Origin of the sequence: Streptomyces sp. NPDC001714, from assembly GCF_042892755.1 — a bacterium.
Classification (GTDB): Bacteria; Actinomycetota; Actinomycetes; order Streptomycetales; family Streptomycetaceae; genus Streptomyces.
In genome coordinates, this window is sequence record NZ_JBIAUL010000002.1 from 686235 (window position 1) to 711955 (window position 25721).

General features: G+C 72.2%; 22 protein-coding genes. 12 read left to right on the top strand and 10 right to left on the bottom strand.

Annotated elements, in window-relative coordinates; genetic code table 11:
* Positions 1-100: 100 nt before the first annotated feature.
* On the bottom strand, positions 101-763 hold the full coding sequence (locus tag ACFY0P_RS07700) for a transglycosylase SLT domain-containing protein (RefSeq protein ID WP_388908423.1): 663 nt from the start codon (positions 761-763) through the stop codon (positions 101-103).
* Between the two features lie 298 nt (positions 764-1061).
* On the opposite strand from ACFY0P_RS07700, the gene ACFY0P_RS07705 reads away from it, so the two are divergent.
* Positions 1062-2114, top strand: coding sequence for an alpha/beta fold hydrolase (locus ACFY0P_RS07705; RefSeq protein WP_388908425.1), 1053 nt, complete (start codon positions 1062-1064; stop codon positions 2112-2114).
* Positions 2115-2184: 70 nt separating this feature from the next.
* Positions 2185-3297, top strand: a complete 1113-nt coding sequence (locus ACFY0P_RS07710; protein ID WP_388908427.1) for a BadF/BadG/BcrA/BcrD ATPase family protein — start codon at positions 2185-2187, stop codon at positions 3295-3297.
* Between the two features lie 60 nt (positions 3298-3357).
* Here ACFY0P_RS07710 and ACFY0P_RS07715 read toward each other — a convergent pair whose 3' ends face one another.
* Positions 3358-4257 carry a MurR/RpiR family transcriptional regulator gene (locus ACFY0P_RS07715; RefSeq protein WP_388908429.1) on the bottom strand — a complete coding sequence of 300 codons (900 nt, stop codon included), beginning with the start codon at positions 4255-4257 and terminating at the stop codon, positions 3358-3360.
* 169 nt (positions 4258-4426) lie between these two features.
* Here ACFY0P_RS07715 and ACFY0P_RS07720 point away from each other — a divergent pair, with 169 nt between their 5' ends.
* A complete protein-coding gene (locus ACFY0P_RS07720; RefSeq protein WP_388908431.1) occupies positions 4427-5215 on the top strand; it encodes a sugar isomerase domain-containing protein in 789 nt (262 codons plus the stop codon).
* A gap of 596 nt (positions 5216-5811) precedes the next feature.
* Here the strand turns inward: ACFY0P_RS07720 and ACFY0P_RS07725 are convergent.
* Positions 5812-8109 (bottom strand): FUSC family protein, encoded by a 2298-nt coding sequence (locus tag ACFY0P_RS07725; RefSeq protein ID WP_388908433.1) that lies wholly within the window; start codon positions 8107-8109, stop codon positions 5812-5814.
* A gap of 177 nt (positions 8110-8286) precedes the next feature.
* Positions 8287-9057 (bottom strand): polysaccharide deacetylase family protein, encoded by a 771-nt coding sequence (locus ACFY0P_RS07730; protein WP_388908435.1) that lies wholly within the window; start codon positions 9055-9057, stop codon positions 8287-8289.
* A 266-nt stretch (positions 9058-9323) separates the two neighbouring features.
* On the opposite strand from ACFY0P_RS07730, the gene ACFY0P_RS07735 reads away from it, so the two are divergent.
* Complete coding sequence (locus ACFY0P_RS07735) at positions 9324-10019, top strand: TetR family transcriptional regulator (protein ID WP_388908437.1); 696 nt, start codon at positions 9324-9326, stop codon at positions 10017-10019.
* A gap of 367 nt (positions 10020-10386) precedes the next feature.
* On the opposite strand, the gene ACFY0P_RS07740 is transcribed toward ACFY0P_RS07735, so the two are convergent.
* Positions 10387-11361: an alpha/beta hydrolase gene (locus ACFY0P_RS07740; RefSeq protein ID WP_388908439.1), complete on the bottom strand. Its 975-nt coding sequence runs from the start codon at positions 11359-11361 to the stop codon at positions 10387-10389.
* A gap of 323 nt (positions 11362-11684) precedes the next feature.
* On the opposite strand from ACFY0P_RS07740, the gene ACFY0P_RS07745 reads away from it, so the two are divergent.
* Positions 11685-14441, top strand: a complete 2757-nt coding sequence (locus tag ACFY0P_RS07745) for an AAA family ATPase (protein ID WP_388908441.1) — start codon at positions 11685-11687, stop codon at positions 14439-14441.
* 134 nt (positions 14442-14575) lie between these two features.
* Positions 14576-14863 carry a hypothetical protein gene (locus ACFY0P_RS07750; RefSeq protein ID WP_388908443.1) on the top strand — a complete coding sequence of 96 codons (288 nt, stop codon included), beginning with the start codon at positions 14576-14578 and terminating at the stop codon, positions 14861-14863.
* 10 nt (positions 14864-14873) lie between these two features.
* Here the strand turns inward: ACFY0P_RS07750 and ACFY0P_RS07755 are convergent, their stop codons facing one another.
* The 3 genes from ACFY0P_RS07755 to ACFY0P_RS07765 form a co-directional block, all read right to left on the bottom strand.
* Positions 14874-15923: an LLM class flavin-dependent oxidoreductase gene (locus ACFY0P_RS07755; RefSeq protein ID WP_388908445.1), complete on the bottom strand. Its 1050-nt coding sequence runs from the start codon at positions 15921-15923 to the stop codon at positions 14874-14876.
* Positions 15923-16429: an SRPBCC family protein gene (locus ACFY0P_RS07760; protein WP_388908447.1), complete on the bottom strand. Its 507-nt coding sequence runs from the start codon at positions 16427-16429 to the stop codon at positions 15923-15925. Before ACFY0P_RS07760 ends, ACFY0P_RS07755 begins: the two co-directional genes overlap by 1 nt.
* Positions 16430-16546: 117 nt before the next feature.
* Positions 16547-17047 (bottom strand): winged helix-turn-helix transcriptional regulator, encoded by a 501-nt coding sequence (locus ACFY0P_RS07765; RefSeq protein ID WP_388908449.1) that lies wholly within the window; start codon positions 17045-17047, stop codon positions 16547-16549.
* Positions 17048-17190: 143 nt separating this feature from the next.
* Between ACFY0P_RS07765 and ACFY0P_RS07770 the strand changes: the two genes are divergently transcribed.
* The 5 genes from ACFY0P_RS07770 (at position 17191) to ACFY0P_RS07790 (ending at position 21556) form a co-directional block, all read left to right on the top strand.
* Complete coding sequence (locus ACFY0P_RS07770) at positions 17191-17889, top strand: SDR family oxidoreductase (protein WP_388908450.1); 699 nt, start codon at positions 17191-17193, stop codon at positions 17887-17889.
* Positions 17890-17955: 66 nt separating this feature from the next.
* Entirely contained in the window at positions 17956-19353 is a 1398-nt protein-coding gene (lpdA, locus tag ACFY0P_RS07775; RefSeq protein WP_388908452.1) for a dihydrolipoyl dehydrogenase, read from the top strand.
* Positions 19354-19500: 147 nt separating this feature from the next.
* Complete coding sequence (locus ACFY0P_RS07780) at positions 19501-19923, top strand: 4-oxalocrotonate tautomerase family protein (protein WP_388908454.1); 423 nt, start codon at positions 19501-19503, stop codon at positions 19921-19923.
* A 143-nt stretch (positions 19924-20066) separates the two neighbouring features.
* Positions 20067-20429 (top strand): ArsR/SmtB family transcription factor, encoded by a 363-nt coding sequence (locus ACFY0P_RS07785; RefSeq protein ID WP_388908456.1) that lies wholly within the window; start codon positions 20067-20069, stop codon positions 20427-20429.
* 119 nt (positions 20430-20548) lie between these two features.
* Positions 20549-21556, top strand: a complete 1008-nt coding sequence (locus ACFY0P_RS07790) for a zinc-dependent alcohol dehydrogenase family protein (RefSeq protein WP_388908458.1) — start codon at positions 20549-20551, stop codon at positions 21554-21556.
* A gap of 66 nt (positions 21557-21622) precedes the next feature.
* Here ACFY0P_RS07790 and ACFY0P_RS07795 read toward each other — a convergent pair whose 3' ends face one another.
* Positions 21623-22255: a TetR/AcrR family transcriptional regulator gene (locus tag ACFY0P_RS07795; RefSeq protein WP_388908460.1), complete on the bottom strand. Its 633-nt coding sequence runs from the start codon at positions 22253-22255 to the stop codon at positions 21623-21625.
* 733 nt (positions 22256-22988) lie between these two features.
* Here ACFY0P_RS07795 and ACFY0P_RS07800 point away from each other — a divergent pair.
* Positions 22989-23915 carry a S8 family peptidase gene (locus tag ACFY0P_RS07800; protein ID WP_388908462.1) on the top strand — a complete coding sequence of 309 codons (927 nt, stop codon included), beginning with the start codon at positions 22989-22991 and terminating at the stop codon, positions 23913-23915.
* Positions 23916-23960: 45 nt separating this feature from the next.
* Here ACFY0P_RS07800 and ACFY0P_RS07805 read toward each other — a convergent pair whose 3' ends face one another.
* Entirely contained in the window at positions 23961-25715 is a 1755-nt protein-coding gene (locus ACFY0P_RS07805) for a hypothetical protein (protein WP_388908464.1), read from the bottom strand.
* Positions 25716-25721 lie beyond the last annotated feature (6 nt).

Genomic DNA, 25721 nt, shown 5'->3' on the forward strand with positions numbered 1-25721 from the left:
GCCCTTTTGGCGGAGCGCTCAGCGGCCCGCGGACGTCACGGTCCCCCGGTGAACGCATCGAGGAGCACGCGGTCCCCGAGCGGCTGGCGGAGCCCCACCTTCAGTAGGCGTGGTGCACCTGCCAGAACGCCCAGGCCTGGCAGGGGCTGCCATAGGTGGTGTTCATGTAGTTGAGGCCCCACTTGATCTGGGTGGCCGGGTTGGTCTGCCAGTCGGCGGCGACGGAGGCCATCTTGTTCCCGGGCAGCGCCTGGACGAGGCCGTAGGCGCCGGAGGAGGGGTTGACCGCGAGGTAGTTCCAGGTGGACTCGTGATCCACGATGTTGCTGAAGCACTGGAACTGGCCGCTGCCCACGATCTGCAGGGCCATCGCCTTGATCTGCGCCACGGTGTAGGAGCTCTGCACGGGGAAGCCGGCGGTGGGGTCGCCGGCCGCGGCCTTGGCCTCTTCGCGCTTCTTGGCCGCGGCCTGCTTGGCCTCCGCGGCCTTGGCCGCCGCCGCCCGCGCGGCGTGCTCGGCGTCCTTCCTGGCACTCGCGTCCGCCTGTACGGCCATGGCATCGGCCTGCTGGGTCAGTGACGCGGTCTGCACCTGCGCCTGCTGACCCGCGGGCAGGTCCGCGAGGAGGGTGGCGTCGGGCGCCGTCGCCTCCGCGTCGTTGTTCTGCGCGCTGCTGCCCGAGGCGACACCGACGACACTTCCGACAGCGGTGACCGCGGTGGCCGACGCCACCGCGATTCCCCGGACCGATATGCGGCTCACGCGCTTCTCTTCCTCTTCGCCCGGGCCACCGTGTGCGGCGGTCGACGGAAGCATCTCGCTCGTTGGGTAGGGCGGTTGGAACACTCTTGCGTGTCGGCCGGGCCGACGCAATGCCGTAGGGCGTGCGGATCCTCACATCTACGCCGCACCGGCGCGCGTCCACGCCGTCCGATCTCGCGCCACGCTCGGCCGAACACGCTTGCATACCAGGGGCGTTGTGGCAGGATGCTCCTGCGTCACCGGTTCGACAGGTGACGCGGGACGGGAAAAGCGAACGCTGGATCAAGGAGGCCTTCACGTGATCAACAGGCGCACCTTCGGCACGGCTCTGGGCACCGGCGCGGCGGCTGTCTCGCTGGGGGGTCTGCAGGGGGTTCCGGCCGCCTCCGCCGCTTCGCGGGACGCCTCGCCGCCGTCCGCGGTTGCCACGTCGTTCGGGCGGCTCAGGCAGATCAGGGCCGGGCTGCTCGACGTCGGCTACGCGGAGGCGGGCCCGGCGCACGGCCCCGTGGTCGTCTGCCTGCACGGGTGGCCGTACGACATCCACAGCTTCGTCGACGTCGCCCCGCTGCTCGCCCGGCAGGGCTACCGGGTGATCGTCCCCTACCTGCGCGGTCACGGCACGACCCGATTCCTCTCCGACCGCACGTTCCGCAACGCCCAGCAGTCGGCCGTCGCCCTGGACATCGTCGCCCTGATGGATGCCCTCAAGATCGAGAAGGCCGTGCTGGCCGGCTTCGACTGGGGATCGCGCACCGCCGACATCATCGCCGCGCTCTGGCCCGAGCGGTGCCGGGCGCTGGTGTCGGTGAGCGGGTACCTCGTCACCAACCTCCGGGCCAACCGGGAGCCCCTTTCGGCGGCGGCAGAGCACACCTGGTGGTACCAGTACTACTTCGCCACCGAGCGGGGCCGCCTGGCCATGGAGGACCGGGACAAGCGCCGCGACCTGACGCGGCTCGTCTGGGAACTGGTCTCCCCGACCTGGGACTTCGACGACGCCACCTTCGACCGTACGGCCGCGGCCTTCGACAACCCAGACCACGCGGCCGTCGTCATCCACAACTACCGCTGGCGGCTCGGTCTCGCCGACGGCGAGCGCCGCTACGACGACCTCGAGAAGCGGCTCGCCGCACGGCCGTTCATCGGCGTGCCCACCATCACCCTGGATCCCGAACGCGACCCGTTCACGGCACCGGGCGACGGCAGCACGTACCGGGACAGGTTCACGGGCCCGTACGAGCACCGCACCCTGGCGGGCATCGGCCACAATCTCCCCCAGGAGGCGCCCGGGACGTTCGCGCAGGCGGTCGTGGACGCGGATCGCCTTGCGATCCCGTCACCTTCTTGACGGGTGACGCTGCCCCCTACGGCGGCGGGCGGTCCGCCGCGTTCAGCACGCATCACCACCATGGACGACCATGAACAGCGATGTGCACCCGAGGCCGGACTGGGTCGTCGGGATCGATGCCGGCGGGACCCGGATCCGTGCCGTCCTCGCGGACGCCGGTGACGGGCGTGCCCTCGGGGAGGGCGTGGCCGGGCCGGGGAACGCGCTGACCGTCCCGGGGCCGGAACTCGCCGATCACCTGGCCGAGGCGGTCGGGTCGGCCGTTCCGGAGGCGGGGCGCGCGAGGGTCGGGGCGGTGGTCGGCGGCTTCGCGGGAGCCGCCCGGGCTCCCGAGGAGGAGCCGGGCCGGGTGCGGGCGCAGGCGGCCCTCGCCGCCGCGCTGATCCGGCTGGGCGTCAGCACCGCGGCGGTGGAGGTCTACAGCGACGTCGAGGCGGCCTTCGCCGGAGCACCCGGCAGGCCGGCCGACGGACTCGCCCTGGTCGCCGGCACCGGTACGGTCGCCGCCCGGATCGAGGGGCGCGTGCTGCACGCCACCTCCGGCGGGGACGGCTGGCTGCTCGGGGACGACGGCGGCGGGTTCTGGATCGGGCGCGAGGCGGCGCGGGCGGCCCTGCGGGCGGCGGACGGAAGGGGCGGACCGACGGCATTGACGGCGGCGGTCGGACGGGCTCTGGGACTTCCGGCGAGCGTGCTGCCCCCGGCCGGGAGCGGGCCGAGGACGCCCCCGGCCGACGCTGGACCATTCATGCCCCCGGCCGACGGCGGACCAGCGACGCCAGCGGCCGACGGCGGATCGGCGACGCCCCCGGCCGACGGCGACCGCTGGGCGCCGGCGCTGCGGGCCGCCTATCGGGCGTACCTCCTGCCGGCCGTGATGGACCGCCCGCCGGTGCGGCTGGCCGACCTCGCGCCCCTGGTCCCGCCCGCGGCGGCGGAGAGGGACACGGTCGCCGCGGCCATCCTCCAGGCGGCGGCCGCTCATCTCGCCGCATCCGTGGCCGCGTTGGGGCCGCGCCCGGGTGAAGCCCTGGTCGTCACGGGTGGACTGGTCGCCCCGGACGGCCCGTTGCTGAGCCCGCTCACCGAACGACTCGCCCCCCTCGGCCTCGTGATCACCCCGGTGACGGACGGCTGCGCGGGCGCCGTGGCGCTGGCGCAGCTCCTCGTCACCGGCCGCTGACCCGCGGAGGCCCGTGACCACCCCCACGTGCCGCATTCCGGGCGCCCCGCCGCTGCGAACTCACCGACGCCCCGCGCGCCGGGACCGACCGCTGGGCACCGCGTGCTGCCCGGCGATGTGGTCGGTCAACGCCAGCGAAGCGCTGGCCCGTTGGTAGGAGAGCTGGGCGACCCGGACGTACAGGCAGTCGATGAGGAGCAGCACCGAGTGGCGGGCGCCGATGATGCCGGTGGGGAAGCTCGTCTCCGGGGTGGCGGAGATGAGCCGGATGTCGGCGCCGCGGGCGAGCGGGGAACGCGGGTCGGCGGTGAGGGCGATCGTCGTCGCGCCGCGCTTCCTGGCCGTCTCGAACGGCTCGGTCGTCTCGCGGGTCGCCCCGGAGTGGGAGATACCGATCGCGACGTCGGCGGGGGTGAGCAGGGCGGCCGAGGTGGCCGCGGCGTGCACCTCGGTCCAGCCGCGCACCGGGCAGCCGATCCGGAACAGCCGGGTCTCGGTCTCCTGTGCCACCGCGCCGCTGCCGCCCACGCCGTAGACGTCGATCCTGCGGGCCCGGGCCATGGCCTGCGCGGCCCGCTCGACCGCGTCCAGGTCGATCCGGTCCAGCGTCTGCTGGACGGCCCGCAGGTCCGCGGTGCCGACCACCTTCACCACTCGCTCCAGGCTGTCGTCCGGGGAGATGTCCGGGCCGATCTCGGCCGTGCCCCAGTCGGAGACCTCGCCGCGACCCCGCTCCTGTGCGAGCGCGATCAGCAGGTGCTGGTAGGAGTCGAGGCCGACGGCCCGGCAGAAACGGGTGACGGTCGCCTGGGAGGTGCCGGTGCGGCGGCCCAGCTCCGCGGCCGAACAGCGCGTGACGGCGGCCGGATCCTCCAGGATCAGCTCACCGACCTTCCGCAGGGAACCGGCCAGGCGCGGCAACTCGGTCCGGATGAGGGTGGTGACGTCGGTCGAGGGCATGGAGGGAAGGTAACAGCCGCTGTTTTCGGCGTCAGTTGAGTACCAGGACCACGTCGGCGCGCCGTTGCGCCGCAGATGAGGTGCGTGATTTATTGATTCATCGACAGAGATGGATCCGGGGTGGTTCAATCCGCCGCCGGCTCACGTCCCGGCAGCGGGGAGGGCGTACGTGTCCGTCGAGTCCGGCAACGAGTCCACGACCGAGCCGGTGAACGCCGAACGCTTCGCCCGCGAGGGCCTCGCCGCCCTCCACCGCCTCACCGGGTCGGCCCGCCCCGACATCACCCGGGCCGCCGGACTGATCGCCGACTGCGTCCGCGCCGACGGGGTCCTCCAGGCCTTCGGCACCGGCCACTCCCAGGCCCTGGTCCTCGAAGTCGCCGGCCGTGCAGGCGGGTTGGTGCCGACCAACCGGATCAGCATCGCCGACCTCGTCCTGTACGGCGGTGAGCACCCGAGCGTCCTCGACGACCCGCTCCTGGAACGTGAGCCCGGCGTCGCCGCCCGCCTCTACGACCTCGCCGCTCCGCGCCCCGAGGACCTCTTCGTCGTCGTCTCCAACTCCGGGGTGAACAACGTGATCGTGGAGATGGCCCTGCACGCGAGGGAACGCGGGCACCGTGTCCTCGCCCTCACCTCCCTCGCCCACACCAGGGCGGTCCCGGCCGGCCACGCCGGCGGCAGGAAGCTCGCCGACCTGGCCGACGTGGTCCTCGACAACGCGGCGCCGCTGGGCGACGCCCTCCTCGAACTGCCGGGCGGCGGCGCGGTCTGCGCACTGTCCACGCTGACCGGGGTGATGCTCGTGCAGATGGCGGTGGCCGAGGCGGCCGGCCTCCTCCTCGCCTCCGGCGACCGCCCGCCGGTCTACGTCTCGGCCAACGTGCCCGGCGGCTTCGAGGGCAACCGGGAGCTGGAGAAGCGGTACGCCGGACGGATCCGGCGCACCGCCGGCTGACAGGACCGCAACTGATCGGAGGGCGGCGCCTGTTCCACGGGAGCGCGAGTTCCAGGGCGGCACCGTCGTCTCCCTCGCCGACCTCTGGGGCCCGGACGCCGTGCGCGTCCAGGAACTGCTGTGCGCCGCCCGGTCCTGGCCGGACCGGTTTGCGATCGCCGAGGACGCCCTCGCCCGCCGGTACCACAGCGGCCGTGCCGTCGACCCCGAAGTCGCCTTTGTCTGGCGGGAGATGGTCGGACACCTTGGCGGGGTCCGGGTCGAGCCGCTGGCGGCGGAGGCCGGATGGAGTCGAAAGCGCCTGTGGTCCCGGTTCCGCTCCCAGACCGGCCTCCCCCCAACGCGCGGCCCAGCTGATCCGCTTCGACCACGCGGCCCGCCGCCTCGCCGCCGGGCACAGCGCCGCGCGGGTGGCGGCGGAGATCGGCTACGTCGACCGGTCCCTCCTGCACCGGGACGTCAGGGCCTTCGCCGGGGTGACGCCGCGGCGGTCTCCACCGCACCGTGGCCGGCGGTCGACGACGTCGTCTGGGCCGCACCGGCCTACCTGTCGTGATCACCGCTTCGAGCAGGCATGTTTCCGCCCGGCGCCGTGCTCAGCCGGCGGGCGCCTTCCGCAGCCTGCGCTGTTGGGTCCTCGCCTGTGCCCGGGCCGCGTCGGACAGAGCGGGCTGGAGGCGGCGGGCGGCGTCGACGTGGTCGTCGGTCCAGATGATCCGGACCGCGGCGGGCGTCGCCCGGCCCTGACCGTCGCTGAGTTCGGTGCGGACGGACTCCACGAGCCGCGCCGCGACCGCGGGCTGGAGCGGGACGGCGTCGGGGACGGACGAACGGCCCCCGAGGCTCGCGGCGAAGTCGTGGTACCAGCCGGTGACCAGGGCCGCCGAACCGAGGACGGCACGATGGGCGTCGGCCCGGACGGCCTGGACCCGCGCCAGGTCCTCGCCCTGCCACAGGGAGACGACGGCGTCGGCGGCCAGCCGCAGCCCCACGACCCCGGTGACGAGAGTGGTCGCGCAGGACAGCGACAGCGGCTTGGCGCCGCGTTCGGCGAGGTAGTTGCGGAACGCGTCGTCGAGGCGGCGGGCGGCGGCCGCCGCAACCCGGCCCTGCGGATCGGGGTCGACAGGGCGGCGGTGGCCGAGGGCGTAGTCCACGGCGTCCCCCAGGTAACGGGCGCTGTCGTCGTACGCCTCGGCGAGTGCCTTGTGGACGGCGCCCCGGGCGCCGCGCGGCCAGAAGAACACCGCAACGACCACGCTGACCAGGCACCCGAGCGCGATGTCCTGGACACGCAGCAGAGCGATGTGCCAGTTGGGGTCCTGGCCGATGTTGAACAGCACCACGAGAGTGACGGTGAAGGCGGCCTGCCCGGCGGCGAAGGAGATGGCCGCGGGCGCGACCCCGGCGCACAGGATGGCCACGGGAAGCACGAACCACAGCGCCGTGCCGTGACGGCCGATCAGGAGCAGCAGTGCGGCGCCGACCACCGACCCGGCGACCGTGCCGAGGACGGCGCGGACCGCGTTCTGCCCGGTGCTGAGCGCGTTGGAGCGCAGCACGGACAGGGTGCCCAGCAGCACCCAGAAGGAGTGCCCCACGCCGGTCACCCCGGCCAGGAACACGGCGATGCCGAGGCCGACGGCACCGCGCAGGCTGTTGTGCAGCCACACCGAGTCGGGCCTGAGATGGGCGACGGCCCGTTCCCGGGCGGAGGCGAGGGGGGCGGCCAGCGCGCCCGGCTCCCGCCCGAGGAGCCGCTCGGGCCAGCTGCGCTGCCAGGCGGTGGCCGCCATGTCGACGTTCTCGGCGATCTGCAGCACGGCGAAGCCGAGCTCCTGGGCGCGGAAGGACACGTCGAGCGTGGCGATGAACCCGTAGACCTCCGCGGTGCTGGTGCCGCCCGGGTGCGCGGCGGGCACGTCGACGGTGGAGCTGTGTTCCATCCCGGCCAGGGCCGCCCGAAGGTCGTCCTCGCGGGTCCGCAGCGGACCGGTGTCCCCGTTGAGGTCCGTGAGCAGGTCGCAGGCCGCGTCCAGGACGCGGGCGGCGGCACGGCGCACGGTGTGCGCGGCCGGATCGCAGGCCGGCGGTTCGTCGGTGTAGTCGGACCGGTCGACGAGGACGGCGCACAGCCAGGTCAGCTCGTCCACCAGCCGGACCAGGGCGCGTGAGGTCGCCGACAGTCCGGTGGGGCGACAGGTCGTGGCGTCGAAGGCTCCGCGCAGGTCCGCGCCGGCCCGGGCGGTGTGCTCCGCCCCCACCCGGCATCGCTCGGCGTCGGACCCCGGCCCGTCCGGACCCGGCAGGGCCGCGCGGATCCGCAGATACCCGGCCGCCGCACGGCAGACGGCTGCCGCCGGGGCGCTGAGCGGGTCGGCGACGGGACGCGGCCACAGCAGGGCGACGGCGGGCAGCGCCACCGCCCCCGCCAGGGCCGCGCCGGCGAGGCGCTCGGGCAGCTGCGACAGCGGTACCGGGGCGCTGACCGGCAGGACGAAGGCCAGCAGCAGCGCCGTCGAGCTGCCGGCCAGGACCGAGCTGACCACGCCGGCGAAGAGGACCACGAACCCGACCACGACCGTGGCCGCCACGGCGAGCCGGATGTCCCGTCCCGCCATCGTCCCGGCGCAGATCAGCACCAGCCACGCCACCGTCAGCGCCGCCTGCGCCCGCAGCCGCTCCACCATCGGTCCGGAGTAGTCCACCAGCAGCAGCATCGAGAACGAGCCGAACGCGGCGTAGCTCGCCATCGCCGGGGAGTGCAGCACCTCGGTGCACAGCGCGAACAGGGCGGGCATCAGCAGCGCCGTACGCGCGGCCCGCCGGGTCGCCGCGAGATCCGGGTCCTTGCCGCGCAACCACGTCACCCACCGCGGTGCCCGCCCCGACATGTCCACCTCCCGCCGACCTCGGCGCAGCCGGCCCGACGCCGCACCGCCCACACCACCCATATGCGGCCACCACCGAGCCGCCCGCAACATTTACCCGGGCCGCCGGCGGACCGCCCGCCGGGGTGCTGTGCGACGCCCTGTCGTCCTCTCGTCCCTTCCGCCGAGGCGGTCCCGCGCTCAGCGCACCGGGAAGCCGAACGCATACCCCTGTTCCTTCAGCCAGGGCAGCACCTCTCGCAGGGCGGCGACCGTCTCGGAGCGGTCGCCGCCGGCGTCGTGGAAGAGGATGGTCGGCCCGTTCGGCAGCTCCTCCTTGACGGTGGTGACGATGGCGGTCGTGCCGGGGCGTTCGAAGTCCTTCGAGTCGATGTTCCAGCCGAGCGGGCGCATGCCGTGGGAGGCGGCGAGCTTGCGGCTGTACGGGGTGAAGGCGCCGCCGGGGGCGCGGTAGTAGAGCGGCCGTACACCCCCGGACGCCTCGGTGATCATGCGCTCGGCGTCGAGGATCTGCTGGGACTGGTAGGCCTCGGACTTGGTGTTCATGGTGACGTCGTGGGAGACGGTGTGGTCGCAGAGCCGGTGCCCGGCCGCCACCACCGCCTTGACCAGGTCGGGGTGCGCCTGCGCCTGCGGTCCGATCATGCAGAACGTGGCCTTCACGCCGTACTCCCGGAGCACCTGGAGCACCTTGGGGGTCCAGACCGGGTCCGGCCCGTCGTCGACGGTGATGTTCACGCCCCTGGCGCCCCGGTCCGAGGCGTGCGCGATCTCCACCGACACCGGGGTCGCCTTCGGGGCGGAGTGGTGCACCGAAGTCCGGGCTTCCGCAGGCCGGTTGACGGGGCCGGCCTGCGCGGTCCACAGCGAGGCGGCCACGGTCACGGCCGTGACCCCGAGCGCCGCCGCGACCACCTGGCCGTACCATCCCCGTCCGCCGCGCCGCGCCATGTCCGCCCCGATCCGTGTCGTTGAGTCGATCCCGTGCACCCGTCAGGACGGAAGGCGGCCGGCACCGGATCCCTCCGTTACCGATCACGGACAATTCCGCCAGAGTTCTGCGACAGGCTCCCTGCGAGACCTTTAACGCCGGGCGGCGCGATCGGTGTTGGCGGTCCGCGGAGAAGGCAGAACGCGGCACGGAGAACCTGGATCCCCGGACCGGGGGAGTGCTGTCGGTCCGGTTAGCGCAACGGTGTTGTGCTATCATTCCGGTCGTGAGTGCGACCCGTCCCCAGCGCGCCCGCAGCGCGGCTGCCAAGCAGCAGCGCGAGCGGGAGATCCTCGACGCGGCTCGATCCCTCGGGACCGAGCGCAGCGTCCGTGAGGTGACGCTGACGGACATCGCCGCCGCCGTCGGCATGCACAAGTCCGCGATGCTGCGGTACTTCGAGACGCGGGAGCAGATCTTCCTGAGTCTCACCGCGGAAGGCTGGCAGGAGTGGTCGGCGGCGCTGCGCGCGCGGCTGGCCGAACTGGCCGGCTCAGGACACGACGAGATCGCGGCCGCCGTGGCGCAGTCGCTCGTGGCGCGGCCGTTCTTCTGCGACCTGCTCGCCCAGGCGCCGCTGAACCTGGAACGCAACGTGTCGCTGGAGTCCGCGTACGCGTTCAAGACGGTCGCTGTCGGCGAAGTGGCCGCACTTGCAGCGGCGTTGTGCGAACTGCTGGGAATCACCGAGGGCGCGGCCGTGGATGTGGTCGCCACGGCCACGAGCATGGCCGGGGCGCTCCTGCAGATGGCCGCGCCCGGAACCCGGCTCCGTGAACTCTACGAGTCGCGCCCCGAGCTGGCGCATGCCGTCGTCGACGTCGAGCCTCGGCTCACGCGCATCCTGACCGCGCTGCTGAACGGCATGACCGCGACGGCGTCGCCGTCCCGTCCGGGATCATCCCCGCGCCCGCAGGAGTGATCGCGGCGGCCCGGTCCGGCGGGAACGCCGTCCGGAAACTCCGAGGGAATTCAGGGAACGCCCCAGCAGGCGGCCGCGGTCATCTCGCGGACACCCGTGCGGCCTGGATGGGCGGCGCCGGTGACGACGACCCCTTCTACCGGCGCGTGCACAGCCCGGTCGTAACGGCAACGACTACGGCAGGGGACTGCTCCGCCGGCACTACCTGACGTCCCCGCACCACCGCTGAGCCACACGATCGACCGGCCCGCTCCGGTTCCGCCGCGAGCGGAGCGGGCCCGGAGCGGGCCCGGAGTCCGAACGGGCCCGCCGTCCTACGCGGCCCAGAGGGGCCAGTACCCGGCGGGCGGCCAGGGCTCGCCGGCCCTCAGACGGGGTGCAGGGCCTCCCTGATGGAGTCGATGGCGAGGTGCCGGGCGACGTTCGTGGCGTTCGTGTCGCGCAGGCTGTCGAGCATCATGAAGTCGTGCACCATGCCCTGGACCCGCACGGCGGTGACCGGGACGTCGGCCTCCCGCAGGTGCGCCGCGTAGGCCTCGCCCTCGTCACGCAGCACGTCGGCCTCATCGGTGATCACCAGGGCCGGCGGCAGCCCCCTGAGGTCGTCGACGGAAGCCTGCAACGGCGCCGCGTAACGCTCCCGGCGCTGGGCGTCGTCGGTCGTGTACTGGTCCCAGAACCAGATCATGCCGTCCCGCGTGAGGTAGTAGCCGTCGGCGAACTGCTGGTAGGACGGCGTGTCGAAGTCGGCGTCCGTCACCGGGTAGAGCAGGATCTGCGCGGCGAGCTCTATGGCGCCGCGGTCCTTGGCCATCTGGGCGAGGACCGCCGACATGTTGCCGCCGACGGAGTCCCCGCACACGACCATCCGGGACGGGTCGAGGCCGTACTCGCCGCCGTGCCGCACGATCCACTGGGCGACGGCGTAGTTCTGCTCGATCTGGGTGGGGTACTTGGCCTCGGGCGCCCGGTCGTAGACGGGGAAGACGGCCGCGGCCTGTGCCCCGGTGGCCAGCTCCCGCACGAGGCGGTCGTGGGTGTTCTCGTCACCGAAGACCCACCCGGCGCCGTGGATGTAGAAGATCACCGGCAACGGCCCGTTGACGCCCTCGGGCTTGATGACGTGGGCGCGTACCGTGCCCCACTCGCCGGCGTCGACGTCGATCCAGTTCTCGTCGACGGCGGGTTTGGCCACCCCCTCGCCGGTCTGCAGACCGGCGAGGATGTCACGCCCCTGCGGGGGCGGTACCTCGTAGATCCGCGGGTGGGGTGCGGTGGCGTCGGCGAGTTCGCGGGCCGCGGGCTCCAGGTACGGGCTGGGCGGCGGGGGCAGATCCTTCATGTCGCACCTCCGGAAAGTACCGATGCCGCGGCGGTGGGGTTCGGCCGGCCGTTCGTCTGCGCAGGCCACCCCCGGGGGCGGCACCGCGGGTGCGTCGGCGGCAGGGCCGGGCAGGCGGCATCGCCTTCCAGCCTGACACCGGACCGTGCGGGCGGCATCACGTGGCCGACGTCGTACGGTGGGCCCGGCGTTACGGGCAGTGGGGGCAACTGGACAAAGGCTCCACGCGCTGGACAGTATGGGCCGCACGAATCCGGTGACTGGACCCGTGCGTGGCAGAGAGCAGCGGAAGCCGCCCCTTTCGAGCATCCCGGGGTTGACCATTGGACGAGCTGTTCGGGCGGGACGAGGAATGCGGCCGGCTGACGGCGGCGCTCGACGACGCCCGGCGCGGGATGAGCGGCGTCCTGGTCCTCAGGGGCGGGCCGGGAAGCGGCAAGAGCGCCCTGCTCGACCACCTCCAGGCAGGCGCGGCCGTCGACTTCGAGATCGTGCGCTTCGACGCCGTGGAGTCCGAGGCCGAACTCGGCTTCGCCGCCCTGCACCAGCTGCTCGGACCGCACCTGTCCCAGCTGCCGAAGCTGCCCGACCCGCAACGTGCCGCCCTCTGCCAGGTCTTCGGACTCCAGGAGCGGACCAGCCCGCCCGACCGGTTCCTGGTCGCCCTCGCCTCCCTGGGGCTGGTGGCCGCCCGCGCCGACGACCGGCCCCTGCTGTGCCTGGTGGACGACGCCCACTGGCTGGACGAGGAGTCCGCCGCGGTACTCGCCTTCGTGGCCCGCCGGCTGCACGCCGACGCGATCGCCATGGTCTTCGCCGCCCGCGACCACCTCGACCGGGTCGACCACCTGGCGGGACTCCCCGAACTCGCCGTGACCGGCCTCGGCACGGACGCGGCCGGACGGCTGCTGGAGTCGGTGGTCTCCGGCGCCCTCGACCCCGGTGTCCGCGACCGGGTCATCGCCTCGACCGGCGGCAACCCCCTCGCCCTCATCGAGGCTGCCCGGGAACTGCGCGCCGACCAGCTCAGCGGTGAGACGTCGCTGCCGGAGCCGATCCCGTTCGGCCGCGCCCTGGAACGGGTCTACCTGCGCGAGGCGCGGGCGCTGCCGCCGCAGACCCGCACCCTCCTGCTCACCTCGGCCGCCGACCCCACCAGCGACCCGAACGTGCTGTGGCGGGCCGGCCCGGAACTCGGCTTCGACGCCGGTGCCGCCGCGGCGGCCGAGGAGCACAACCTCCTCTCCATCCGCGAGACCGTCAGATTCCGCCACCCGCTGATCCGTTCGGCCGTCTACTACGGCGCCCCTCTGGCCGAACGCGCCCGGGTGCACGCCGTCCTCGCCGCGGTCGCGGCGGATCTCGGCGAGCTCGACCTGCGCGCCTGGCACCTCGCGGCGGCAGCCACCGATCCCGACGACGCCGTCGCGGCCGAACTCGCCCACGCCGCCGTCCGCGCCCGCGACCGCGGTGACTGGACCGGCAGTTCGTCGCTGCTGGCCCGCTCGGCCGCCCTGACCTCGGAGCCGGCCGCCCGGGCCCCGCGGCTGCTGGCGGCCGCCGAGGCGAGTGCCGTGGCCGGCTCCCCGGGCCGGGCGCAGGCGCTTCTCGACGAAGCGGCGGTCTACCGCGACGACCAGCGCCGCAACGGCATGGTGCAGCGGGTCCAGGCACGCATCCACCGGCTCACGGGCGCGCCGGCGGCCGCTACGTACGCCCTGCTGACCGCGGCCCGGGAACTGGGCCCCGTCGACATCCGGCCGGCCCGCGACATCCTCGTGGAAGCGCTCGTCCAGGCGCAGATCAGCGGCTCCCTGGCACCACCGGGGGCGACGCGCCGCAACGTCGCCGAGACGGTCCGCTCACTGCCGCTGCCCGCCGGGATGCGGGCCACCACGGGCGACCTGGTGCTGGAGGCCGACACCGCCGTACACCTCGAAGGACTGGCCGGTGCGGGCCCGCGGCTCCAGCGGGCCGTGGCGGCGGTACGACAGGAGGAGTCGACCGCTCCCGAACTGTTCCAGCTGCTGGCCGCCGGCTGCTCGCACGCCACCGTCCTCGGGGACGACGTGACCCTCCACGAACTCGCCTGGCGGCTGCACGCCGAAGCCGGCCGCCAGGGCGCCGCGATCCCGATGGCCCTCGCCCTCAGCCACACCGCCCTCTCGGAGTTGATCGCCGGCCGCCTCGACGAGTCCGAGCGCCTCTTCGACCAGCGGGCGGCGCTGGAGGAGGCCCGCGGCTCCCAGACGCACCTCGGCGGCCTGCTCGTCGCCGCCTGGCGCGGCCGGTTCGAGGAGGCCCGCACGCTGGTCGAGGCGGTGCGCGAGCACGCCGCCCGCACCGGGCAGGGATACCAGCTGGTCTTCCTCGACTACGCCCGGTGCGTGGTCGAACTGAGCCGGAGCCGGTACGAGGAGGCGTACCTGAGCCTGGAGGGACAGATCGGGGACACCTGCCAGGCGAAGTTCGCCCTCGTCGACATGGTCGAGGCGGCGACGCGCAGCGGCCGGGACGACGAGGCACGAGGTCTGCTGGAACTCCTGACCCGGCTCGCGGACCGGACCCCCGTGCCGGGCCTGCTCGGCGACCTCGCCCGCGCCCGGGCCCTGACCACCGCCGACCCGTCGTCGGCCGAGAAACTGTACGTCCGGGCCATCCGGCACCACGAGGACGCCCGCGGCCCCCTGCGCCGGGCCCGCAGCCACCAGCTCTACGGCGAATGGCTGCGCCGGGAGCGCCGCACCAAGGACGCCCGGCACGAACTGCGCACCGCCCACGGGCTCTTCGACGCCATGGGCGCCCAGGGCTTCGCCGCCAGGACGGCTCAGGAACTCTCCGCCGCAGGCGACACCCTCCCGGCCGGCACCCACGCACCGAACGGCGGCGACCGGCTCACCCCGCAGGAAGCCCGGGTCGCCCGGCTCGCCGCGGGCGGCGCCACCAACGGGGAGATCGCGGCCCAGCTGTTCCTCAGCGTGCACACGGTCGACTACCACCTGCGCAAGGTGTTCCGGAAACTCGACGTCCACTCCCGCCGAGACCTGACCACCCACCGCGACCGCCTGACCTCGGCGTAGTCCGGAACGCGAGCTACCGTTCGCGATGATCATATGGAGATATGCCGAAGTCCTCGGGCGGACCTGGCTCCGGGTCGCACGCCCCCTGAAACTGTCAACTGTCAGTAGGCGGCGGCCTGTTCGAGGGAGCAGTCATGAATTCGCGCCTCCAGTGGAGCCACGGACGGGGAGAGCACGCCGTCGTCGCTCGCAAGCGGGCCTACACAGCCGAGGTCCTCGTCAAGTTCCTTGTCCTGGTCGGCCTGCTGTACATGCCCGTTCTCCTCTTCCACTGGGGCCAGTGGATCCCGTTCGCCGTAGCCGGCATCTACCTGTTCTGGGAACTGGGCCGCCTCAACAGCGCACTCGGTGAACTTGCCGACCTCTGGAACGAGTCGCACGCCGAGCGGCAGGAGCCGGCTCCAACCGGCTCCCTCAACTGACCCGGACGGCTCAGCCGACCTCGCGGACCAGCTCGATCGCCCGCCCCAGCGTGCCGAGCCGGTCCTCCAGGGTCTCGCCGGCCGGGTAGAGGCGGACGGTGTCGACTCCGGCGTCGCGCCAGACCGCGAGGCGCTCACGCACCATGGTCTCCGTGCCGATCAGTGTCGTACCGAGCACCATCTCGTCGGTCACCAGGCCGGCCGCGCCGTCCCGGTCGCCGGCCTGCCAGCGCTCGCGCACCTCGGCGGCGACCTCGGCCCAGCCCTGGCGGCTGTAGGCGCTGTTGTAGAAGTTGGTGGACGCCGACCCCATCCCGCCGAGGCTGAAGGCGAGTTCCTTCTTGCGTCCGGCGACCATCGCGCCGAGCGCCTCCTCGTCGGCCGCGAAGGCGACCTCGGCGCCCTGGCAGACGTCCAGGTCCGCACGGGTCCGACCGCTGCGCGCCAGGCCCTCGTCGAGGTGGGCGAAGTAGGCGTCGGCGGCGCCCTCGGGCACGAAGCTGGTGCCCAGCCAGCCGTCGGCGGCCTCGCCGGTCAGCCGCAGCATGGCGGGGGAGAGGGCGGCGAGGTAGAGGGGGATCTCGTGCTCGGCGCGCATGGACAGCCGCATCGGCACGGCCTCGCCGCCGGGCAGCGGCAGCGTGAACTCCGCGCCGGAGTACGAGAGCCGGCCGCCGTCGACCACCCGCCGTACGATCTCCACCGTCTCGCGCATACGGCGCAGCGGCCGGGCGAAGGGGACGCCGTGCAGTCCCTCGATCACCTGCGGGCCGGAGGCCCCGAGCCCGAGCAGGAAACGCCCGCCGGACAGGTTGGAGAGGGTGATGGCCGTCTGCGCCACGGCCGTCGGTGTCCGGGTGCCGAGCTGCATGACGCCGGAGCCGAGCAGCATCCGGTCGGTGAGCGCCGCGTAGTAGCCGAGCGCGGAGGGCGCGTCGGAGCCCCAGGCCTCGGCCACCCAGCAGACGTCCAGGCCCAGCTTCTCCGCCTCGACGACGAAGTCGCTCGTCCGGGACCAGTGTTCGCCGCCCGAGGCCTCGATCGTGGTGGCCGTCCGCATCACGCCTCCGCCCGCTTCTTGATCTGCGCGAGGGTGGCGGTGATGCCACGCTCGAACTCCCGCATCCGCACGAACACGATCTTCTGCTCCTTGTCGGGCATCCGGTCGATGGCGAGGGACAGCCCGGAACGCCCTGGCCCCAGCTGCATCCACTGCGACAGCTCGGTCCCGCCGTCCTTCGGGCGCAGCCGGAACCGCCAGACCGCGGAAGGATCGGACGGATCCTGCACCGCCCAGGCGAACACCGACTCCGGCTCGCACTCGATCACATGAGAGGTGGTCTCCCACTTCCCGAGCGCCTCGTGTTCACTGCGGCCGACGAACCTGGCCCCCACCGCCGGACCGGCGGCCCCGTCCAGCCAGGCGACGGACCGGAGCTCCTCGCTCATGTCCGGCATCAGCCCGATGTCGCTGACCAGGGCCCACACCGTGGCCGGTGGGGCGTCGATCCAGGTTCGCACCTCGACCGTGGGTTTGTCCGCGTAGCGCGCGCCCGTCCACTCCAAGACCGTCGGCCTCCTTGCCGTCCAGCTGTCTGAACCCCAGGGTTGCTAGATAAGACTCAGCCTGTCAAGGGCCGTGAGAGCGGCAGGAGGCCGAACGGCCAAGAGGTCGCACCGTGCTCAGTCGGCGCCGAACCGCCGGCGGATGTCCGGCCGCTGCCGGAGCCGCTCGGGGTATCCGGGCCCCATCCGCATCGACGTCTCCTCGGACCTGAGCGGCGTACGGCACTGGGCGCAGACGACCTCGGGCGTGGTGTCGTGGTCACAGGCCTCGTGGTGGAAGACCACGGGCACGCCCCGCTCCCCGGCCAGCCACCGGTCGCCCCACGCGGACATCGCGGCCAGCACCGCGAACAGGTCCCGTCCCTTCTCCGTGAGGACGTAGTCGTAGCGCGGCGGCTCGGCCTCGTACAGCCGCTTCTCCAGGATCCGCTCGTCCACCAGGTGGCGCAGCCGGTCGGTCAGCGTGTTGCGGGCTATGCCCAGTTCCTGCTGGAACTCGTCGAAGCGACGGATCCCGTAGAAGGCCTCCCGCACCACCAGCGGCGTCCAGTGGTCACCCAGCAGATCGACGGTCCGTGCGATGGAGCACGGCCACTTGGCGAACGACGTCCGTTTCATGACTCCACGATAGCGAGTCTTGTGAAGAAACTCTGCTGACAGCTACGGTTTCGGATGTGAGCGGCCCACGCAGGCCGCAGCATGAAGCGGGGGGCCGGGCCGTCCGTCGGGTGGCCGTGAACCGTGGATCGAGGTGTCCGACCATGAAGATCGAGGGATCGGTCGCGCTGGTGACCGGAGCGAACCGGGGGATCGGGCTGGCGTTCTGCCGCGCCCTGCTGGCCCGGGGCGCGGTGAAGGTGTACGCGGGCGTACGTCGGCCCGAGAACTTCACCGAGCCGGGGCTGGAGCCGCTCCGCCTCGACGTCACCGACTCCGAGCAGATCGCGGCCGCTGCCCGGACGGCGTCCGACGCGACCATCGTGATCAACAACGCGGGCATCCAGGCCGGGCCGGGCCTGCTGGAGGGCTCCCTGGACGGCGCGCGGCAGGAGCTGGAGGTCAACTACCTGGGCACCTGGGCCGTCTCGCGGGCCTTCGCGCCGGTGCTCGCGGCCAACGGCGGCGGCGCCCTCGTGAACATGCTGTCCGTGGCGTCGTGGCGCTCGACCTGGCGGTTCCCCAGCTATGCCGCGTCGAAGGCGGCGCAGTGGTCGGTGACCAACGCACTGCGGGTCGCCCTGCGCGAGCAGGGGACGCTGGTCGTCGGCGTGCACGTCGGCTGGGTGGACACCGACGCCACCGTGGCGGTCGACGAGCCCAAGACGGATGCGGCCGAGGTGGCCGCGCAGACGATGGAGGCGATCGCCCGCGACGAGCCGGAGGTCCTGGTCGACGAGACCGCCCGCCGGGTGCGCGCCGCGCTGTCCGGCCCGCTCGATCTCCTCTACCCGACCGGCTGATCGTACGACCTGATCGTGCGACGGTGGAGTCAGCAGATCGACTCGACACAACGGTGAGGTGGAGCCATGCAGACCGACTTCGACGTCGTCGTCCTGGGAGCCGGGCCGGGCGGCTACGTGGCCGCGATCCGCGCCGCCCAGCTGGGCCTGCGCACGGCCATCGTGGAGGGCCGCTTCTGGGGTGGTGTCTGCCTGAACATCGGCTGCATCCCGGCGAAGGCGCTGCTGCGCAACGCCGAGGTCGCCCAGCTGATCCTGCACGACGCGGAGAAGTTCGGCGTGAAGATCAGCGGGGAGGTGGGCCTGGACTACCGTGCCGCCTACGAGCGCAGCCGGGTGGTGGCGGACGGGCGCGTCAAGGGCGTCGGCTACCTCATGCGCAAGAACAAGATCGAGCAGTTCGAGGGGCAGGGCACCTTCCTCGACCCGCACACCCTTCAGGTACGCATGAAGGACGGCGAGACGACGCTCTCCTTCCGCTCCTGCATCATCGCGACCGGCTCGACCGTGAAGCTCCTGCCCGGTACGACGCTGGGCCGGCGCGTCGTCACCTACGAGGAGCAGATTCTCTCCGACAGCCTTCCGTCGAGCATCGTCATCGCGGGTGCCGGGGCCATCGGCGTCGAGTTCGCCTATCTGCTGCGGTCGTACGGCGTCGACGTCACCCTGGTGGAGTTCCTGGACCGGATCGCCCCGCTGGAGGACGAGGAGGTCTCGGCCGAGCTGACCAGGCGCTTCAAGCGGCAGGGCATCCGGGTCCTGACCTCCACCGCGGTGCAGTCCATCGAGGAGACCGAGGACAACGTCCGCGTGACGGTCCGCTCCGGCGACTCGGAGCAGGTCCTGGAGGCGGAGAAGGTCCTGCAGGCCACCGGCTTCCAGCCGCGGACGGCCGGCTACGGGCTGAACAGCACCGGGGTACGGCTCACCGAGCGCGGTGCCATCGACGTCGACGGGTACTGCCGTACCAGCCAGCCGCACATCTACGCCATCGGTGACGTCACGGCGAAGCTGATGCTCGCGCACACCGCCGAGGCGATGGGCATCGTCGCCGCGGAGAGCATCGCCGGCGCGGAGACCATGGAGCTGGACTACCGCATGATCCCGCGCGCGACGTTCTGCCAGCCTCAGATCGCCAGCTTCGGCTGGACCGAGGCCGAGGCCCGTGCCCAGGGCTTCGATGTGCGGGTGGCGAAGTTCCCCTTCACGGCCAACGCCAAGGCGCACGGCCTCGGTGACACGGTCGGGTTCGTGAAACTCGTGAGCGACGCCCGGTACGGCGAACTGATCGGCGGCCACCTGATCGGACCGGACGTGACGGAGCTCCTGCCCGAGCTGACGCTCGCCCAGAAGTGGGACCTCACCGTCCATGAACTCGCCCGCAACGTGCACGCCCATCCGACGCTGAGCGAGGCCGTCCAGGACGCCCTGCACGGGCTCGCCGGACACATGATCAACCTCTGACGGGCCGTACCGGCAGCCCGCTCCTACGTATCCCACGCGCACGGACTACGCACGGCACGGGATCTCCCACGGTCCCGTGCCGGACACGATCGACCCGAAGAGTCCGACGTGAAGAGTTCGACGCGAGACGGAGCGAGGATCCATCGCATGCCCATGATCGACGTGTACGCCGCCAAGGGGATCATCAAGGACCGCAAGGCTCTCGCCCAGAACCTCGCGCAGGCGATCATGCGCTGGGAGAAGGTTCCGGTCATCCCGTTCTTCTCGGACAACACCGCCGCGTTCGTGCACGAGCTGGACGCGGACGGGTTCTCCACCGCGGGCGGTGGCAGTGACCACGTGCGCGTCACCGTCACCACCAACGCCGGTGCCCTCGACCGGGAGCAGCAGCTCGGCCTGGTCAAGGAGCTGTCGGAACTGGTGGCCGCCGCCGCGGGCGACCCCTCCCTCGCCGAACGCACCTGGGTCGCCCTGACGGAGGCGGTGCCCGGCGGCTGGGGCATCGGGGGGCACGCCTACACCAACGAGGAGATCGTTCAGCACGTACGCGAGTTGCTGGGCAAGGCCTGAAACCCCGCCGAGGGCCGTGGACGGGGAGCCGCACCGCCCGGCGGGGCGCCGGGCGGTGCGGCGGACGATCCCGGGGCCGGAGGCTGTTCCGATGGCGGTCGTAGTATGACTTGACCGCGCAGAAGCCGCCCCTAGGAGTCACCGTGGCCCGCCCCCGTACCGCCGCCCGCACCGTGGAGCACCCCGAGCTGTCCGAGGTCTCGCTCCAGCAGGTGCTGGAGGCGCTGGTGGACCCGGTGCGGCGCATGGTGGTGTCGCAGCTCGCCGGCGCGGGGCAGGACCTGAGCTGCGGGACGTTCGTCGCGCCCGTCTCGCTCTCGACGCTGACGCACCACTTCACCGTGCTGCGCGAGGCCGGCGTGATCCGGCAGTACTACGTCGGGACGACGAAGATGAACACGCTGCGCACCGACGAGATGGAGCTGCGGTTCCCCGGACTGCTCTCCGCGGTGCTGGCCGCCGCGGCGCTGGAGGCGGAAGCGGGTGCGGGCCGAGGCGGCCGGTGACATTATTTCGATCGCTGTCAAAATTTGACGGCCATCGAACCTTGGGGCAGGGTGAGTGGAGACGCCGGTCCGGCCCGGCGCGTCTCCTTCCCGATCCCTGCCCCTAGGACGGACGCACCATGGCAAGACTCGTTCAGTTCGACCGGATTGGCGGACCCGAGGTCCTCACCCTGCGTGAGGTCGAGATCGGCGCGCCCGGCGCGGGGGAGGTGCGGATCCGCGTCGACGCGATCGGCCTGAACCGCGCCGAGATCATGTTCCGCGAGGGCGCCTACTTCTACGACCCGGTCTTCCCCTCCCTGCTCGGCTACGAGGCCGCCGGTGTGGTCGAGGCGGTCGGCGAGGGTGTGGCCGGCCTCTCCGAGGGCGACCCGGTGGCGGTCGTACCGCAGTTCCTGCAGACCGACTACGGCACGTACGGCGACCACGTCATCGTCCCGGCCTCGGCGGTCGTGCCCCGTCCCGCCGAGGTCGACCCGGTCCGGGCGGCGGCCGTGTGGATGGCGTACACCACCGCCTACGGCCCCCTCGCCGAGAGCGGCCGGGTGCGGCCCGGCGACCACGTCCTGATCACGGCGGCCTCCAGCAGCGTCGGGCTCGCCGCCATCCAGATCGCCCGCCATGCCGGCGCCGTTCCGATCGCCACCACGCGCGGACCCGGCAAGAAGCAGCGGCTGCTGGACGCGGGTGCGGCCCATGTGATCGTCACCGACGAGGAGGACCTGCCCGCCCGGATCAAGGAGATCACCGGCGGCGAGGGTGTCCGCCTGGCCTTCGACCCCGTCGCGGGCCCGGGCGTGGAGACCCTCGCGCAGGGGATCGCCCCGGGTGGCTTCCTGGTGGTCTACGGCGCCCTCGACCCGCGCCCCACCCCGCTGCCCAACGCCCAGTCCTTCCCGGCGCTGACCAGCAGCACGTACACCCTCTTCGAGATCACCACGGACCCCGAGCGCCTGCGCCGTGCGGTCGCGTTCGTCAACGCGGGCCTCAGCTCCGGCTCGTTCGATCCCGTCGTCGACCGTACCTTCGACCTCGCGGACATCGCCGAGGCCCACCGCTACATGGCGGCGAACGAGCAGGTCGGCAAGATCGTCGTCACCGTCACCCACGAGGGTGCGACCTCCTGAGCCCCCCGGTCCCTCCGGCCTGCCGCCGAGGGCGGACGCACGTGCGAGGCGTGGGCGCGACGGCCGTCAGCGCCCCGCACGCGCCGCCATCCGGGCGGCGGCGTCGTGGACCAGCCGGGCGTGCAGCTCGAACAGGGCCACCAGGTCGACGGAGTCGCCCTTGACCTCCCGGTGCACGAACAGGCCGTCGGCACCGGCCACCGCATAGGTGGTCAGGGTGTCCACGTCGTCCTCGGCCAGGGCCGGGAAGAGGGCGGCGATGATCTCGGCGATGCGCCGGTGGGCGATGTCGCGGACCTGGAGGAAGACCGCACGGCCGCGAGGCTCGGTGGGGCGGCGCTCCAGGGCCAGCATCAGGCCGAGGCGCAGGAAGTCCGGGGCCGCGAGGAGGGACCTGGCCACGTTCGCGGCCATCAGGACGACCCGCTCCAGTGAGGTGCCGGCGTCCTCGCCGGGCAGTTCGACGGCCTTGAGCCAGGTCTCGAAGCTGCGCTCGATGACGGCGGCGATCAGGTCGTCCTTGTCCTTGAAGTGCCAGTAGATCGAGCTGGCGGGCAGACCGCACTTGGCGCTGACGGCCGCGATGGAGGTGCCGTCGTAGCCGCGCTCGCCGGCGATCTCGACCGTGGCGTCGAGGATGCGCTGGCGCGATTCCACCCCGTTCGCGCGCTTCCTGCGCGTCGTCTGCGGCCCGGTCATCTCTGCGCCTCTCGGGGATCGCGGCGGCCGCGTGGCGGGCCGCCTCCGTAGTCACCACTCTAATTGGAACATCCCCTACAGCAGGAACAGTCCCCCGAGGCCCGGCCGGAAGGCGGGCCGTGCGGGTCGACGGGGGTGCACCCGGTGTCAGCCGTGGCCCGCGCGGGACTCCATCACCGCCAGTTCCTCTTCGGTGCCCTGGCGCACCCCTGGTGGGCGTGTTCGGGGAGGGCAGTTCCCGGCCGATGGCGCTCGTCAGGCTGGGCGCGCCGGTGGTGGGACTGACGCAGGCGGCCCTGGCCCGGCCCACGGGAGGGGCATGGTGAGCCGGTGCCTGCGGCGTAGCGGCGAAGTTCCTCCGGGCGTGTACTGGTCGGCCGTCGCCCTGATCAGCGACGACCTGTTCAACCTGGCCATCGCCGCCGTCGCGGAAGGTAAGGCCGACCGAACACCGACAGGGCGCCGCCGGAACCGCCCGTCCCCTGTGGTCGTCTTGTGCGCTGACTGTGTACGAGGCAGGGGTGTGGGGGACGTAGTGACGCGGAGCGTAACGAAGGCATGTCTGGTGGCGGTGGCCATGGCGACGGTGCTCGGGGCCTCGGCCTGCGGCGGGGTAGCCGGAGCGGCCACCGGGAGCAGCGGCGGAACGCGCCCCGCGCACGGGACGGGGCAGTCCGTGGCGCCCTCCGGGGGCGGGGCGTCGTCCAGCGCGGCGCCGCAGTCTCCCGGCGCCGTGAGGAACCTGTCCGGGACGGCGCAGACCGCGGCGTCGCCCGTCACCCGTCACGTGCCGTGGAACCTGGACATTCTGGATCAGCGGTCACGGCCCCTGAACGGGAAGTTCACCACCTCCGCCACGGGCAAGGGCGTTCACGTCTACGTGATCGACACCGGGATGGACATCGCCCACAAGGAGTTCGGTGGACGCGCCCACCTCGGCGCCGACTTCGTGGGCTCTAAGGACACCGGTGACTGCTTCAGCGAAGCGGGCATCGGACACGGCACGTTCGTCGCGGGCATCATCGGCGGGGCGAAGTACGGGGTGGCGCCCAAGGCGGAGCTCGTGCGGGTCCAGGGCATCCTGTGCGAGAGCGAGGGCGGCGGCTCCCCGGCAGCGGCCGAGGCGGCCTTGGTGAAGTCGGTCAAGTGGGTCACCGCGCACGCACAGCGGCCCGCGGTGGTGAACATGTCGCTCAACCTCGACCACCGGTCGGCGGCCCTGGAGTCGGCCGTGAAGAAGATGGTCGACGCGGGGCTCCCGACCGTGGTGTCGGCCGGTAACTTCCATGACGACGCCTGCAAGCACTCGCCGGCCGGCGTCCCGGGCACGATCGTCGTCGCGGCTTCCACCTCGAACGACCGCGCATGGAGCGACGGCGGCTCCTACGGATCGGGTTACGGACGGTGCGTGGACTTGTACGCACCCGGCCAGAAGGTGACCGCCGCCCTCGCCGGCGGCGGTACGACCACGGAGAACGACGGCGCCACCTCCTGGGCCGCGCCCCACGCGACGGGCGTGATCGCGCTGTACCTGTCGGCACACCCGCACGCCACGGCCGACCAGGTCCACGTCTGGCTCGACCACACCGCCACCCGTGGTGTCCTGCTCGGTGTCCGCTCCGACACCCCCAACCGGCTGCTCAACACCGGCGGCCTCTGACCTGTCCCGCCGGGCGCCGCTCGTCGTACGGGTCCGGCGTCGCGGTCAGTACGGGTGGGGACGCCGGTTGGGGTCGAACTGCTGGACCTTCCTGGCGAGGTTGGAACCGTCGATGGCGACTCCGTACCGGCTGCGGACGTACCTCATCGCGGCGGCGATGCACGCCACGGGGTCGTAGATGTTCACCGAGGTGCCGGGAGCGTGGCGCTGGGCGAACGTCTGCGGGATGCACTGCACGATGCCGCGGGAGCACTGGAAATGTGTGAGCGTGCCGTTCAGCCTGATGATCCGTCCGTCGTGCAGGTAGCCGTCCCCGAAGTCCTTGACCTTACTGAAGCCGGGAGGCGTCTTGGCGTTGGTGTCCCACATGTTGCAGGCGTTGGGATTGCCGGACGACTCGCGGGCGACGGCTGTCCTGAAGCCCTTCACCCAGTGGCTGCTCGCCTGGACTCCGGCCGCCGTACTCGCCTGCGCGATCCAGTCCTCCAGTGTGCCCTCGGACGTATACCGATGGAACGTCACCTGCTTCGGGTCGATCTGCCCCATGGCGTCGACGCCGGTACCGTCCGTCGTCGCGGCCACCGGGAAACCGGTGCGCACCCGGAACAGCCCGGCGCGCTCTCCGAGTTCCGTCAGTGACTGCGCTCCGGGCGTGCCGACGGCGTCACTGCCGGAGAAGTGCAGCACCGTACGACGGAACTCGTCGTAGAGGGCCTGAGTGGCGGTCTCGAAAATCCCGCGTTCATCGGCCACGACCGTGTGCATGACTCGCCCCAGCCCGTCCTGCACCAGGGCCACGTCGGCCTTCGGGCTGGCGTTCCCGTCCGGCTGCGCCTGCTCCTCCTGGGCACCGTGCGTCGAGGCCCAGACCACCTGGTTCAGGCTGACCCAGGGCTGCTCCGCGCCCGGGGACGAACCCGCCCTGACGTTGAACAGCTCCGACCGCCTGCCCAGTTCGACCAGCTCCTGCGTGCTGGGAACACCGTCGCCGTCCGCCTCGGGATGGCCCAGCTTCTCCGCGCGGAATCGCTCGAAGAGCTCCTGTGTCTCCGCCTCGAACACGGAGTGCGGGTCCTCCGGGGCCACGCCCATGACGTTCGCCAACGCATCCTGAACGAGAGCGACATCGTCCGCCGTGGGGCCGCCGCCGTTTCCCGCGGCCTGCTCCTCGGCAGTGGGATGAGAGGCCGCCCAGGTGAGCTGGTTCGAGGACACCCACGGCAGCGCCTCGTCGACCTCTGCCACGGGCAGTGCACCGGACGCACGGGACGAGGCAGTGGCCATGTAGGTGTATCCGGGCTTGTTCTTCAGACCCGGATCAGCCGTGACGATTCCCTCCGAGAATTTCGGCAGCCCGTATCCGTAGAGATAACTGTCCCGGCGGGAACGTTTTTTCAGGTACACCCCGTCGCCCTCGGACGAACCGTTGGCGTTGGTGTTCCCTTCTACGGTGTACGCAAAATCTGCATCGTACTTGTAGACGAGCCCGACGTGTGCGCCTCCCAAGTGGCCGAAGAACACCATCGCCCCGATCGCGGGGTAGTACGAGAACCTGCCGCGGCTCTTGTACCAGTTGACAGCCGTCGGGCAAGAGGCGGTCACTGGTGCCAGACCCTTCACGCCGGCCTGCTGGAAGGCCCAGGACTGAAAGGTCTGACACCACGACTGGTTCTGTGACCACTCCAGTCCGGGAACGGCGGGGGAAAACTTCTGATGGTTGTTGTAGTGGCCGTTCGAGAAACCCTCGTGATATCCCACTTGGTTCTTCTCGACGGCGATGAGGGTGTCCGCCTCGCTCATCGTGTT

Excerpts from the sequence above, each read along its gene's own strand:
- ACFY0P_RS07710 (WP_388908427.1), top strand. The coding sequence starts at position 2,185 with ATGAACAGCGATGTGCACCCGAGGCCGGACTGGGTCGTCGGGATCGAT.
- ACFY0P_RS07715 (WP_388908429.1), bottom strand. The coding sequence starts at position 4,257 with ATGCCCTCGACCGACGTCACCACCCTCATCCGGACCGAGTTGCCGCGC.
- ACFY0P_RS07725 (WP_388908433.1), bottom strand. The coding sequence starts at position 8,109 with ATGTCGGGGCGGGCACCGCGGTGGGTGACGTGGTTGCGCGGCAAGGAC.
- ACFY0P_RS07730 (WP_388908435.1), bottom strand. The coding sequence starts at position 9,057 with ATGGCGCGGCGCGGCGGACGGGGATGGTACGGCCAGGTGGTCGCGGCG.
- ACFY0P_RS07740 (WP_388908439.1), bottom strand. The coding sequence starts at position 11,361 with ATGAAGGATCTGCCCCCGCCGCCCAGCCCGTACCTGGAGCCCGCGGCC.
- ACFY0P_RS07750 (WP_388908443.1), top strand. The coding sequence starts at position 14,576 with ATGAATTCGCGCCTCCAGTGGAGCCACGGACGGGGAGAGCACGCCGTC.
- ACFY0P_RS07755 (WP_388908445.1), bottom strand. The coding sequence starts at position 15,923 with ATGCGGACGGCCACCACGATCGAGGCCTCGGGCGGCGAACACTGGTCC.
- ACFY0P_RS07765 (WP_388908449.1), bottom strand. The coding sequence starts at position 17,047 with ATGAAACGGACGTCGTTCGCCAAGTGGCCGTGCTCCATCGCACGGACC.
- ACFY0P_RS07770 (WP_388908450.1), top strand. The coding sequence starts at position 17,191 with ATGAAGATCGAGGGATCGGTCGCGCTGGTGACCGGAGCGAACCGGGGG.
- lpdA (WP_388908452.1), top strand. The coding sequence starts at position 17,956 with ATGCAGACCGACTTCGACGTCGTCGTCCTGGGAGCCGGGCCGGGCGGC.
- ACFY0P_RS07780 (WP_388908454.1), top strand. The coding sequence starts at position 19,501 with ATGCCCATGATCGACGTGTACGCCGCCAAGGGGATCATCAAGGACCGC.
- ACFY0P_RS07790 (WP_388908458.1), top strand. The coding sequence starts at position 20,549 with ATGGCAAGACTCGTTCAGTTCGACCGGATTGGCGGACCCGAGGTCCTC.
- ACFY0P_RS07795 (WP_388908460.1), bottom strand. The coding sequence starts at position 22,255 with ATGACCGGGCCGCAGACGACGCGCAGGAAGCGCGCGAACGGGGTGGAA.
- ACFY0P_RS07805 (WP_388908464.1), bottom strand. The coding sequence starts at position 25,715 with ATGAGCGAGGCGGACACCCTCATCGCCGTCGAGAAGAACCAAGTGGGA.